The sequence below is a fragment of the Pseudomonas serbiensis genome, assembly GCF_030580745.1.
In the GTDB taxonomy this organism is placed as follows: Bacteria; Pseudomonadota; Gammaproteobacteria; order Pseudomonadales; family Pseudomonadaceae; genus Aquipseudomonas; species Aquipseudomonas serbiensis.
The window spans coordinates 86,768-99,244 of the sequence record NZ_JAUQOO010000019.1; the positions used below are offsets into that span (position 1 = coordinate 86,768).

Below are 12,477 nucleotides of genomic sequence, written 5' to 3' on the forward strand. Positions count from 1 at the left end.
GAAAATGACTAACGGCACATAGCCATTTACTTGCCCCTTCAGATTATTCCACCCCTGCCTTTTCACTGAGTTTGTCCGCCAGACGGACAAATGCAGCAAGATCCAGTTGCTCGGGACGCAGGCTGCCATCGACACCGGCAGCCGCAATGTCATCTGCGCTCAGCAGTAGTTTGAGTGTGTTGCGCAGGGTCTTGCGGCGCTGGTTGAAGGCTTCGCGCACAAGGCGCTCCAGCAGGCGGTGATCCTTGGCCGGGTGTGGCAGTGTTTCATGGGGCACAAGGCGGACAATGGCAGAGTCCACTTTCGGTGGCGGGTTGAATGCTCCCGGCCCGACGTTGAACAGGTGTTCCACACGGCAGTGGTACTGAACCATGATCGACAGGCGGCCCCAGTCTCCGCCGCCCGGTCCGGCGGCGAGCCGCTCGACCACTTCCTTTTGCAGCATGAAGTGCATGTCGCGAATCAGGCCGGCGTTTTGCAGCAGATGAAAAATCAGCGGCGTGGAAATGTTGTAGGGCAGGTTGCCCACGACACGCAGGCTGTTGGGCGCAGCGCCCAGGCTGTTGAAGTCGAACTTCAGGGCATCGCCTTGATGCAGGTTGAAGTTCGGCTTGCCTGCGAACTGGCTGTTGAGGATCGGGATCAGGTCCTTGTCCAGTTCAACCACATCGAGGTGCGCGCCGCTGTTGAGCAGCCCTTCTGTCAGGGCACCCTGGCCCGGGCCGATTTCCAGCAGGCGGTCTTCAGGCTTGGCCCGGATGGCGCGCAGGATCTTGTCGATAACGCCCGCGTCATGCAGGAAGTTCTGCCCGAAGCGCTTGCGCGCCCGGTGTTGGTATTGCTCGGTCATGAATGAGTCTCGGCCATCTGGTAGGCGGTTTGCAGGGCTACTTTCAGGCTGCCGGTGTCGATGTTTCCGCTGCCAGCCAGATCCAGCGCAGTGCCATGATCGACGGAAGTGCGGATGATCGGCAGGCCGAGCGTGATATTGACTGCCGCGCCGAAACCTTTGTATTTCAGCACGGGCAGGCCCTGGTCGTGATACATCGCCAGCACTGCATCGCAGTGCTCCAGATATTTGGGGGTAAACAGAGTGTCGGCAGGCAGCGGGCCTCGCAAGTCGATGCCTTCGCTGCGCAGACGCTCCAGGGTTGGTTCGATGATGTCTATTTCTTCGCGGCCCAGATGACCGCTTTCGCCGGCATGCGGATTGAGGCCGCAGACCAGAATGCGTGGCCGGGCTATGCCGAACTTGTTGACCAGATCGGCATGCAGGATGCGTGTGACGCGCTCCAGGCGTTCCGGTGTAATGGCATCGGCAATGTCGCGCAGCGGAAGATGGGTGGTGACCAGCGCCACGCGCAGATCGCCCGTAGCCAGCATCATCACTACTTGCTCGGTGTGAGTCAGTTCTGCAAGAAATTCCGTATGGCCGGAGAAGGCGATGCCGCCCTCGTTGATCACGCCCTTGTGGACAGGAGCGGTAATCATCCCGGCGAACAGCCCGTCGACACAGCCTTGAGCGGCGCGAGTCAGGGTCTGCAGTACGAAAGCGGCATTGGCCTTGTCCAGCGCGCCAGTAACCACCTTGGCCTGCAAGGGCGTATCCCAGACATACAGGCTGCCGGCAGGCGCCGGTACGTCCGGAAAGACGTCAGGGGTGACGGCAAGCAGATTGACAGCCACCCCCAACTGCGTGGCCCGCTCCAGGAGCAGGTCACGGTTGGTAATGGCTATCAGGGGGTGTGGCTGAGGCTGCGTGGCGAGTAGCAGGCAAAGGTCAGGACCAATGCCGGCCGGCTCGCCGGGTGTCAGTGCGAAACGCTTTGGCTTCACTGTGCAGCCTGGGCTGCGCCAGGGAGTTTGATTTCAACGTAGGCTTCGTCACGGATCTGACGCAGCCAGGTTTGCAGCTCTTCGTCGTATTTGCGGTTACGCAGTACGCCCAGGGCTTGCTGGTCACGGGCCTGGCTGGTGGCGTCGGTGGCGCGGCGGCCAAGAACTTCCAGAATGTGCCAGCCGTAAGCTGTCTTGAAGGGTTTGGACAGCACGCCTTGTGGTGTGTCGTTCATCGCTGCGCGGAACTCTGGAACCAGAGAGTTCGGGTCCACCCAGTTCAGGTCGCCACCATTGAGCGCCGAACCCGGGTCTTCCGAGAAGCTCTTCGCCAGTTCGCCGAAGTTCTCGCCAGACTCGATGCGATCATAAAGCTTGGTCGCCAGACGGCGTGTCTCTTCTTCGCTGCGGATTTCGCTTGGCTTGATGAGGATGTGACGCACATGCACTTCGTCGCGTATCTGGGTCTGGCCTTCGCCGCCGCGTTTTTCCAGCAGCTTGAGGATGATGAAACCGCCCGGTGTACGTGCCGGTGGAGTCACCTCGCCTGGACGCATCGAACTGAGCATGTCACCGAAAGGTGGTGGGAGTTGAGCTGCCTTGCGCCAGCCCATGTCGCCGCCTTCCAGTGCGCTTTCGCTTGCCGATCGTGCAACGGCCAGTTGAGCGAAGTCGGCACCTTTCTGCAATTGACCGTAGATGTCCTGAGCCTGACGGGCCGCCGCCTGAATCGCATCGGACGAAGCGCTGTCCGGTGTCGCGATCAGGATGTTGGCCAGATGGAACTCTTCGGACAACTGAGCCTTGCCCAGGTCCGAGGCCAGGAAGTTCTTCACTTCCTGTTCGGACACCTGGATACGCTCGGCCACACGACGCTGGCGCACGCGGCTGATGATCATCTCGCGACGGACCTGCTCGCGGGCATCGTTGTAGGACAGGCCGTCATGAGCCAGGGCTGCACGGAATTGCTCAACGCTCATGTTGTTACGCTGGGCAATGGTGTCGATAGCCTGGTTCAGCTCTTCATCGGTGATGCGAATGCCGGAGCGTTCGCCAATCTGCAGTTGAAGGTTTTCCAGGATCAGGCGATCGAGTACCTGCGGCTGAAGCGCTTCGGCCGGTGGTGTGCCGGCCCCGCGCTTGGCAATGGTCTGCTGGACTTCGCGAACACGCTGGTCCATCTGGCTTTTCATGATCACGTCGTTATCGACGATGGCCACTACGCTGTCCAGAGGTTGGACCGCTGCATGAACAGCGCCGCTCAGGAGTAACGCGCCCAGCATCAGCGGGCGCAAACAATCAGAAAGCTTGGTCTTCACGTTCACGATAACCTTGAATGCCTTTGTCCAGGAAGGTCTCTACTTTGGCGCCGGTAACGCCACCGAGTCCCTTCAGCACAATTTGTAGGAATATGCCGCGGTCGCCTTTTTCGTTCTGAGGGGCTTCCTGGCTGTATTCGTCGTAGTCGACCCAGTAACGGTTGATCAGACGCAGTTTCCAGCAGCAGTTGTCGTACTCGAAACCACCAAAGGCTTCAAGGGTACGGTCGCGGTTGTAGTCATACTGCCAGCGGCTGATCAGGCTCCATTGCGGCACGATTGGCCAGATGACCGAGAAATCGTGCTGCTGGATCTTGTAGTAGTCCTTCACGTAGCCCGGCTGGCCAGGCGTGCCATAGTCGCCACCGCCCACTGTCCAGCGGCCAGTGTTCTCGTCGTAGCGGACCTGGTCGTTGCGATAGCGGTAGCCGGCGTTGATGATCTTGCCCGGGTTATCTTCAGGCTGGTAATGCAGCATCGTGCTGCCCGAACGGGTGCTGCGGCTGTCCGGATCCCAGTTGAAGTCGGAGTTGATACGGAAATCGCGGTTGAAGCGATATTCGTGTTCCAGTGCATAAGGCGAAACATTGGCCTTGGCATCGTCGCGGTCGGCGAAGGTGATGCCCGGCAGTTGAACCTTGCGATCACTGAAGTACACCGCCTGACCAATGCTGAAGCGCTGACGTTCAAAGCCGTTTTCTTCGATCCAGCGGTTGGTGACACCGAAGGAAAGCTTGTTCTCGTCACCGATACGGTCGTAACCGGTAAAGCGGTTGTCGCGGAACAGGGACGAGTAGTTGAACGTGCTTTCACTCGTGTCGAAAACCGGAATGTCTTCCTGATCTCTCTCGGGTGAGTAGAGATAGAACATGCGCGGTTCCAGAGTCTGGCGATAATCCTTGCCGAACCACTGGGTATTGCGGTCGAAGTACAGGCCGCTGTCCACGCTCACGATTGGCACGCTGCGGGTCTGCTTGCTTTCGAAGTCAGGCACGGCGGCTCGGCCGCGGCTGTCCAGATCCAGGTCGTACTGGGTGTAGACATACTTCAGCTTGGGCGTCAGGAAACCATAGGTCCAGTTCATCGGCAGGCTGACCGACGGAGCCAGGTTCAGACGATCACCGTTGGCGCGTGCAAGGCCGCCTACGTTGGTGTCCAGACGGGCTTCCGGGTTGCCATCCCTGTCGAAGTAGGTGCCGGTTTGCAGGTCACGCTCGAAACGCACGGCTTCGGTTTCATAATCGAAACGAAGGCCCGCCGGCCTGAAGGGCAGTGTGCCGTTGAGGGTCAGCTGTGGCAGACGGTCGTATGGCGTGATGTTGGCGATCGATGCCATCTTGTAGGCATGGACGTTGAACATTGCCCTGTAGCTGTCACCGCGATAGGTCAGGGACCCTTGCTGGTTGAGGAACTCAGGTGTGTTCACGCCGATCTGATCGGTTTCCAGATCCTGGAAGTAGTACGGGTCGCTGATGTCGGTGTAGTCGACCTTGGTCATCCAGCGGGAGTCCAGGCCACCCACGTGCTGCCAGTTCATCATCCAGCGGGTTTTTTCGTACTCGGACTGCAGCCTGCGCTCGTCATTCTCGTCATTGAGGTAAGCGCCGCCGAACTGGCCTTCGCTGCTCTTGGTGAGGTAACGGAATTCGCCTTCCATCAACAGGCCGCGGTCGGCCATGTAGCGTGGATACAACGTGGCGTCGTAGTTGGGCGCCAGGTTGAAGTAGTAAGGCGTGACCAGCGTGAAGCCGTTGTCGCCACCTGCAGCAATGGTCGGTGGCAGGAAGCCTGACTGGCGACGATCGTCGATCGGGAAGTAGATATACGGCGTGTAGAGTACCGGTATGTCCTTGACCCGCAGCGTAACGTTGGTCGCGGTGCCGAAACCGGTAGCCGGGTTCAGCGTGATGTTGTTGCCCTTGAGCGTCCAGGCATTGCTGCCGGGTTCGCATGAGGTGTATGTACCATCCTTGAGGCGGATGATCGCGTTCTCTGCACGTTTTGCGTAACGGGCGTTACCGCGGATGTTCGACTTGTGCAGGACATACTCGGCGTTGTCGACCTGGGCTTCGCCGGTGTCGAGTTGCAGCTCTGCCCTGTCGCCAACGATCAAGGCGCCGTTGTCGCGCAAACGGACATCACCGTTGAGTTCGCCACGGTTCTCGGCCTGATACAGGGCCGCTTCCTGAGCCTGGACCTGCATGCTGCCCTGACGCAATACGACATCGCCTGCCAGGGTCGCGATCTGCTCTTCCTGCTGGTAACGCGAGACCTTGGCTCCGATGAATGTCGGGGCGTCGCTCTTGGGCGTCTTGTCATCCATGCCCGGACGGATCGGCTCTACATAAGCACCGGAGCAATAAGGACCGGTTTCGGCCAGTTGCGCAGGCGTGAGCTTTTCACGGGGAACCCAGTCAAGGTGGCTGTAGTCAGCACTACGCGATGCCAGGCCTTTGCCTTTGGCTTCGGTGACCAGCAGCGCTGTATTGGCAGGTTTGCCAGCCGTGGTGCCTTGCGAAATCACTGTGCCGTTGGAACTGACCTCGGTCGCGTTATGCACGGGACGTGGAGGCAGCTCTACAGCAGCTGTATTTGATTTCGGCGCACAGTTCCAGGCACCCGAAGCAGAGACTGAGCAGTCATACTGTTCCGCGGCAACCACGAACTGAGTGGCCAGAGGTTGCATCGCCAGCAGACTGCCGGTTACGAGCAACGGAAATTTTTTACGAAACGCGGGGGATTTCAATGCCATCTTATTAGTCCGGGCTTCCTGCGCGCCATCTGCCCGCGGGGGGGCCGCACGCCTCTCGATGGGCTGAAAAAGATCCCGGATAATAAAGCATGACCCGCTTGACGGCTAGCGCCGTCGGAGACCCTTGTAATGTCAGACCAAGATATACGCCTTCAATCCCTGAAAGTTTGGCTCGATGAGCAGTTGCCAGCGCTCTTTGCCAGGCAACAATGGGGCGCCGTACCCCCGGCCACGTTGACTGCGGCCAGTAGCGACGCAAGTTTCCGTCGCTATTTCCGCTGGGAAGGCGGCGATAAAACTTTTATTGTCATGGATGCGCCACCACCGCAGGAAAACTGCAAACCCTTCGTGGATATTGCTCATTTATTGGCCAGATCCGGCATTAATGTTCCGAAAATTTATGCCGAAGACCTGACGCAGGGCTTTTTGCTGCTCAATGATCTGGGGCGTCAGACCTATCTGGACGTGATCGATGCGGACAACGCCGATGCGTTGTTTGGCGATGCCATCGAAGCGTTGCTGGCCTATCAGCAACTGCCGATGGATGCGCCATTGCCCAGCTATGACGTAGCCTTGCTGCGCCGTGAGCTGGAGCTTTTTCCAGAGTGGTATGTGAAGCGGCATCTGGGTATCGAAATGGACCCGGCGCAACAGACCAAGTGGCAACATGTCAGCGACCTGTTGATCGAAAGTGCTCTGGCACAGCCCAAAGTGCTGGTTCATCGCGACTATATGCCGCGCAACCTGATGATCAGTGAACCGAATCCGGGCGTGCTGGATTTCCAGGATGCGGTATACGGGCCGGTTACTTATGACATCACCTGCCTGTTCAAGGATGCTTTCCTGAGCTGGCCTCAGGAGCGTGTGAACGGCTGGTTGCAGACCTACTGGGACAAGGCGCGTGCGGTGGGCATTCCGGTTCATGAGGATTTCGCCAGTTTTTCGCGAGCCAGTGATCTGATGGGCGTGCAGCGGCATTTGAAGGTCATCGGGATTTTTGCCCGTATCTGCCATCGTGATGGCAAGCCGCGCTATCTGGGTGATGTTCCGCGCTTCTTCTCCTATATAGAGGCCGTTGTGTCGCGACGCCCGGAACTGGCGGAGCTGGGACAATTGCTGAACAGTTTGCAGCACCGCGTCGATGCGTCGGCGTGACGTGTGATTTTTAAAAGGGATCGATTGTGTTGAAGAGGATTGAATGAAAGCGATGATTCTCGCCGCCGGCAAAGGCGAGCGGATGCGCCCCTTGACCCTGCACACACCAAAGCCTTTGGTGCGTGCCGGTGGTGTTCCCCTGATCGAATACCATCTCAAGGCATTGCATCAGGCCGGGTTTCACGATCTGGTCATCAATCACGCCTGGTTGGGGCAACAGATCGAAGACTATCTTGAGGATGGTCAACGTTGGGGGCTGAATATCCGTTACTCCCCGGAAGGCGAACCACTGGAAACAGGTGGCGGCATTCTCCGGGCTTTGCCACTGCTGGGCGATGAGCCTTTTGTGGTGGTAAACGGCGATATCTGGACCGACTACAACTTTGCCGAACTGCGCAGGCCCATAGCCGGGCTTGCCCATCTGGTGATGATCGATAATCCCGCGCACCACCCGACTGGCGACTTTTCCCTGATCGACGGCCAGTTGCAGGATGGCGTTCCAGATGCGCAGCGCCTGACCTACAGCGGCATTGCCATCTTGCATCCACGCTTGTTTGCAGGCTGCGAAGCCGGTGCGTTCGCACTGGCTCCGTTGCTGCGTCAGGCGATGGCGCAAGGGCAAGTGACGGGCGAGCATTTTCGCGGCACCTGGATCGACGTCGGCACTCATGAGCGTCTTGGCGAAGTCGAGCGATTACTGTCGGGGACCCGCTAGATGCTGTGGCCAGGCACACTGTTCGGCGCTGGTGCTGGATATGCCATTGCCGACATTCCGGGTGCGATGCTCGGTTCCCTGTTGGGGCAGGCTCTGGATCGTCGCCTGCAACTGCACACCTGGGCTCATGTACGTGAGCGCCTGGGCGGGCGCTCTGCCGTGCGCGACGAGGATCTGCTGTTCGTGCTGCTGGGGCGTCTGGCCAAGAGCGGTGGTCGGGTCGTTGCCAGCCATATTCATCAGGCGCAGGCGGAAATGCGGCGCTTGAATATGGATGAGGCGGCACAGCGTCTTGCGATTGCGGCTTTCAATCGTGGCAAGGACGGTGCTGACGGGCTGCGCAGTTATCTGCGTCGTCTGCGTGGCCAGCCGGGTATGGCTGAGGGCTTGCTGCGAGCTTGTTGGCGCATGGCCTGGGCTGACGGAAAGGTCACTCGCATCGAGCGTGAACTGATCGGCGCGTGGGGGATGTGGCTGGGCTGGTCGGAGCTGAAAATCGAGGCGCTGGCTGCCGAGCATGATCCGATGAAAAGACGGCCTGTCAGCAGCTCGGATGAATACAGCGGAGCGTTGTCACTCCTGGGCGTGGAGGCCGATACGGATCCTGCGAGCATCAAGCGCGCCTATCGTCGTCTGCTCAGTCGTCACCACCCCGACAAGATTGCCGGGGGCGGTGCCAGTGCATTGCAAGTGCGTGTTGCCACTGAAAAGACCAGCGAACTGCATAGCGCTTACAGAGTGATCAAGGCGCGTCGCGGGTTTCGTTGATTGCGTTTGTTCGCGAATGAATCCGCTCCTGCGTGATCGACGCAGGAGCGGATTCATTCGCGAAAAGGACTGTCATTCCGCCTCTACCCAACCCCGAATACGGCGAAATATCTGCTCCTGCTCGGCGTCTTCATTACCCACAATGTTGATCAGCGCAACCTGGGTAAAGCCTGCACCCTTGGCGCGCTTGCTGACTTGCAAGCGAGCACTGGCTGCCTGAGGTGCCTGATTCTTGTAGATGAAGTCCGCTGTTTTCATTTTCAGTGTCGGTACCAGATCCAGCAGCAAAGGCTTGGTATTGACCGGCTCGCGGGCGGCAACCATCGCGAACTTCTGGACCAGCGGAGATTGCCGCTCACTCAGAAAGCGCGCAGCCCAATAGGCACCACTGCTGTGGCCGATCAGTACGATGCTGCGCGCCTTGTTCTGCTGTGCGAAGCTGATTGCGCTTTCGATGCGGGCAAAGATGTGCTCGGCTTCGGCCTTGGCGCGTTCCTCGGCAGCGGCAGCTCTGGCGACCTCGTCACCAGCCTGCGCCTGAGTGTCGGCTGCTTTTGCCGCGTCATCCTTCGGCGCATCCTTGGGTTTTTCCTCGGCGGCAGGTGCGTCCGGCTCGCGAGGCATCAGGGCTTCGTCCTGTACATCCGGCAGGGTGATACTCAGCGTGGCCCAGCCGGTATCGGGGAACTTGCGACGTAGCGGGCCGACCACATCCGGCCAGTCGGCCGATTCGCCAGCACCCGGCAGGAAAATGATCGCGCCTTTCGGGTCGGCGCTGTTGGCGGGCTTCCAGAGCGCCAGGAAACTTTCGTCACCCGCCTGCAATTGCTGCAGATCCTGCGGTGGCAACTGACGCTCAAGGGCAATGGCGTCTTCCTGCGCACGGGTCAGCAGTGGCGCACGCTCCACGGGAGCATCGGCGGACGCTGCATCCTTGGCGGGTGGATCGGCAGCCACCACTGGCAGCGCGCAAGGTACTATCAGCGACAGGAGCAACGCAGGAAGCGTTGCACGAAAGGTATGGGACATCGAATATTCCAGGCCAGAAACTATCCCGGCAGCCTAATGCGTTGATCGGTATTTGTCAGGTCCCGGGGGCGATCCATGGTCGCCAAACGAAAACAGACGAGAACGACACGTTGATGATTGGTCTTCTGCGCACCGGTTTTATCGGCTGCCTGGCTTTGCTCTTGATGCTTCAGGTGGCGAATGCACAGGCTGATGAGTCGCAACCTTCTGTGCAGGTGCCGCTGAGCCAGGAGCTGCGTACCTGGCTGGACCAGCATGGCCCGCTGCGGGTCGGTCTGGTGATGCACGCTCCCTATGCCCAGTTCGATCAGCGTTTACAGCAATTGTCCGGTGCCAACGTCGACTTGATGAATGCACTGGCGGCGGCCTTGCGGGTCGAGTTGCTCTGGCGCAATTTTCCCGATCAGGCGGCCCTGGAAAAGGCGGTGGCTGCGGGGCAGATAGATCTGGCGCCAGGCTTGATGCAAACCCCCGCCGGGCTGCGAACATGGCAGTTTTCCGATCCTTATCTGCGGGTTTCGCAATTGGTGATCGGAGAGCGTGATGGCAGCTCGGTGGTGGATCTGGAAAAAGTCGATGAGCGTTCGCGGGTGGCCGTGCGCATGCCGAGTTCGACGGCAGATTACCTGCGCAGCAATTACCCTCACCTGAACCTGCAAGGCGTGCCACTTGAACGCCAGGCCCTGCAATTGTTGTTGAGCCAGCAGGCGCGCTATGCCGTGGTGGATGAAGCGCAACTCAGCCGTCTGTTCCGGGAGCCGGAGTTTGCCGGGCTGGCCGTGGTGGGCGATATCGGTTTGCCGCAATTGCTGCGCGTGGCGACACGCCGGGATGCTCCGCAACTTGCCACCATCGTCAGCGAGGCCTTGCATGTGATTCCGGCGAAAGAACTGGACCAGTTGCACTCGCGCTGGATGCCGCTCAAGTCTTCGCGTTTCAGTGAGTCCCCCGGCCTGTGGCAGAACCTCTGCCTGCTGCTGTTGGTGATGTTGCTGGCCTGTTTTGCGATTGTGGTCTGGCAGCGCCGTCAGCAGCAGGCCCTGGAACAAGAGCTAGTCGGCGCACGCGAAGACATTGCCCGGCGTGTGGAAGGCGAGGAGGCGCTGCGTCTGGCGCAGTTCTCCATCGATCAGAGCACGGTCGGCATTCTCTGGGTCAACTGGGACAGTCGGGTGCGTTATGCCAACCATGCGGCCGAGACCATGCTCGGGTATGCGCGCGGCGGTGTGGTGGATCGGCCGCTGATCGATTTCGAGCCCGGTCTGCATATGGATCGCTGGCTGAACCTGTGGAAGAACGCCCGCTCGAGCGAAGACAGCCCGCAAGTGTTCGAGACCAATTGCATCCGCGCCGATGGCAGCGTGCTGCCCACTGATGTGTCTTTGAGTTTTCTGCGCTTTCGCGAGGCGGAGTATCTGGTGGTGTTCCTCAGTGACGTCAGCGAACGGCGTCGCGCCCATGACCAGTTACGCGAGCTGTCGGCGCATCTGGAGAGTGTGCGCGAAGAGGAAAAAGCCCGTATCGCTCGTGAGGTCCATGACGAGTTGGGCCAGATGCTGACAGTGCTGAAGCTGGAAACCTCCATGTGTGAGCTGGCTTATGCCGACCTCGATCCCGGGTTGAGTGAGCGCCTGAACAGCATGAAGCGTCTGATCGCTCAACTCTTCCAGTTGGTACGCGACGTTGCCACAGCGTTGCGTCCGCCGATTCTCGATGCGGGTATCGCATCGGCCATCGAGTGGCAGGCCCGGCGCTTCGAGGCCCGCACGCAGATTCCGTGTCTGGTTCAGGTGCCGGACAACCTGCCGCCACTCAGCGACGCCAGGGCCACTGGCATGTTTCGTATCCTTCAGGAAGCGCTGACCAACGTTATCCGCCACGCCCTGGCGGATACGGTAGAAGTCAGCCTGACGCTGGACGACGGTGTGATGTGCATGACCATCGCCGACGACGGTCAGGGCTTTGTGATGCAGTCTGGCCGGCCTGTCTCCTTCGGTCTGGTGGGAATGCGCGAGCGTGTCCTGATGCTGGGTGGCAGATTGGAACTGGACAGCGAGGTCGGTGAGGGCACAACCTTGCGCGCATATATCCCGTTGGACCCCGTTGGGCAGGAGCGAGAAAAGTGATTCGTGTACTGGTAGCTGAAGACCACACCATTGTGCGTGAGGGCATCAAGCAGCTTATCGGCCTGGCGAAGGATCTGCTTGTGGTGGGCGAGGCCAGTAATGGCGAGCAGTTGCTTGAAACCCTGCGGCATGTGCCCTGCGAAGTGGTGCTGCTGGATATCTCCATGCCGGGCGTCAACGGCCTGGAGGCGATTCCCCGGATTCGGGCGTTGAATAATCCGCCGGTGATTCTGGTGTTGTCGATGCATGACGAAGCGCAGATGGCTGCCCGTGCATTGAAAGTCGGCGCGGCGGGATATGCGACCAAGGACAGCGATCCGGCCCTGTTGCTGACAGCCATTCGTCGGGTGGCGGCCGGAGGGCGTTATATCGACCCAGATCTGGCGGACCGCATGGTATTCGAGGTCGGTCTGACCGACAGTCGCCCGTTGCACTCGTTACTGTCGGAGCGCGAGTTTTCGGTGTTCGAGCGTCTGGCTCAGGGCGCCAACGTCAATGACATCGCTCAGCAACTGGCCCTGAGCAGCAAGACGATCAGTACCCATAAAGCGCGTCTGATGCAGAAGATGAACCTCCACTCGCTGGCGGACCTGGTGAAATATGCTATGGAGCACAAGCTGCTCTGATCCTGAAAACGACACCGTAGGAGCGAATTCATTCGCGACAAACTATGTACCTGTGGTGTCAGGTAGGGCGCTTTCCCGAATGAATTCGGTCCTACGGGGTTTTCTGCGTACAAAAGTGCTTGATTGCCACTTATCCAATCCCGCCATCCGT

Annotated in this window: 10 protein-coding genes; 5 read left to right on the forward strand and 5 right to left on the reverse strand. The window is 59.4% G+C overall.

The features are described 5' to 3' along the window. Window positions 1–43: 43 nt before the first annotated feature. The 4 genes from rsmA to Q6A51_RS21620 are packed head-to-tail and all read right to left on the reverse strand — an operon-like array spanning window position 44 to window position 5,907. Window positions 44–850: a 16S rRNA (adenine(1518)-N(6)/adenine(1519)-N(6))-dimethyltransferase RsmA gene (rsmA, locus tag Q6A51_RS21605; protein WP_201018143.1), complete on the reverse strand. Its 807-nt coding sequence runs from the start codon at window positions 848–850 to the stop codon at window positions 44–46. Then, on the reverse strand, window positions 847–1,836 hold the full coding sequence (gene pdxA, locus Q6A51_RS21610; RefSeq protein WP_201018142.1) for a 4-hydroxythreonine-4-phosphate dehydrogenase PdxA: 990 nt from the start codon (window positions 1,834–1,836) through the stop codon (window positions 847–849). Before pdxA ends, rsmA begins: the two co-directional genes overlap by 4 nt. Then, entirely contained in the window at window positions 1,833–3,155 is a 1,323-nt protein-coding gene (locus Q6A51_RS21615) for a peptidylprolyl isomerase (protein ID WP_201018141.1), read from the reverse strand. Before Q6A51_RS21615 ends, pdxA begins: the two co-directional genes overlap by 4 nt. Next, entirely contained in the window at window positions 3,136–5,907 is a 2,772-nt protein-coding gene (locus tag Q6A51_RS21620; protein WP_201001812.1) for an LPS-assembly protein LptD, read from the reverse strand. The genes Q6A51_RS21615 and Q6A51_RS21620 overlap by 20 nt, the downstream gene beginning before the upstream one ends. Window positions 5,908–6,036: 129 nt before the next feature. Between Q6A51_RS21620 and Q6A51_RS21625 the strand changes: the two genes are divergently transcribed. From Q6A51_RS21625 to Q6A51_RS21635, 3 genes are read left to right on the forward strand one after another with little or no spacing between them, the layout of a single operon-like run. Continuing rightward, window positions 6,037–7,062 carry an aminoglycoside phosphotransferase family protein gene (locus tag Q6A51_RS21625; protein ID WP_201001813.1) on the forward strand — a complete coding sequence of 342 codons (1,026 nt, stop codon included), beginning with the start codon at window positions 6,037–6,039 and terminating at the stop codon, window positions 7,060–7,062. A 43-nt stretch (window positions 7,063–7,105) separates the two neighbouring features. After that, entirely contained in the window at window positions 7,106–7,777 is a 672-nt protein-coding gene (gene murU / locus Q6A51_RS21630; protein ID WP_201018139.1) for an N-acetylmuramate alpha-1-phosphate uridylyltransferase MurU, read from the forward strand. Continuing rightward, entirely contained in the window at window positions 7,778–8,545 is a 768-nt protein-coding gene (locus Q6A51_RS21635) for a TerB family tellurite resistance protein (RefSeq protein ID WP_304575692.1), read from the forward strand. A gap of 72 nt (window positions 8,546–8,617) precedes the next feature. Here the strand turns inward: Q6A51_RS21635 and Q6A51_RS21640 are convergent, their stop codons facing one another. Continuing rightward, window positions 8,618–9,574, reverse strand: a complete 957-nt coding sequence (locus Q6A51_RS21640) for an alpha/beta hydrolase family protein (protein WP_304575693.1) — start codon at window positions 9,572–9,574, stop codon at window positions 8,618–8,620. 113 nt (window positions 9,575–9,687) lie between these two features. On the opposite strand from Q6A51_RS21640, the gene Q6A51_RS21645 reads away from it, so the two are divergent. Beyond that, window positions 9,688–11,700: a sensor histidine kinase gene (locus Q6A51_RS21645; protein ID WP_304575694.1), complete on the forward strand. Its 2,013-nt coding sequence runs from the start codon at window positions 9,688–9,690 to the stop codon at window positions 11,698–11,700. After that, the gene (locus tag Q6A51_RS21650) at window positions 11,697–12,326 is read left to right on the forward strand and encodes a response regulator (protein ID WP_025258351.1); all 630 of its coding nucleotides are present in this window, start codon (window positions 11,697–11,699) and stop codon (window positions 12,324–12,326) included. The genes Q6A51_RS21645 and Q6A51_RS21650 overlap by 4 nt, the downstream gene beginning before the upstream one ends. Window positions 12,327–12,477 lie beyond the last annotated feature (151 nt).

Excerpts from the sequence above, each read along its gene's own strand:
- rsmA (WP_201018143.1), bottom strand. The coding sequence starts at position 850 with ATGACCGAGCAATACCAACACCGGGCGCGCAAGCGCTTCGGGCAGAAC.
- Q6A51_RS21620 (WP_201001812.1), bottom strand. The coding sequence starts at position 5,907 with ATGGCATTGAAATCCCCCGCGTTTCGTAAAAAATTTCCGTTGCTCGTA.
- Q6A51_RS21625 (WP_201001813.1), top strand. The coding sequence starts at position 6,037 with ATGTCAGACCAAGATATACGCCTTCAATCCCTGAAAGTTTGGCTCGAT.
- murU (WP_201018139.1), top strand. The coding sequence starts at position 7,106 with ATGAAAGCGATGATTCTCGCCGCCGGCAAAGGCGAGCGGATGCGCCCC.
- Q6A51_RS21635 (WP_304575692.1), top strand. The coding sequence starts at position 7,778 with ATGCTGTGGCCAGGCACACTGTTCGGCGCTGGTGCTGGATATGCCATT.
- Q6A51_RS21640 (WP_304575693.1), bottom strand. The coding sequence starts at position 9,574 with ATGTCCCATACCTTTCGTGCAACGCTTCCTGCGTTGCTCCTGTCGCTG.
- Q6A51_RS21645 (WP_304575694.1), top strand. The coding sequence starts at position 9,688 with ATGATTGGTCTTCTGCGCACCGGTTTTATCGGCTGCCTGGCTTTGCTC.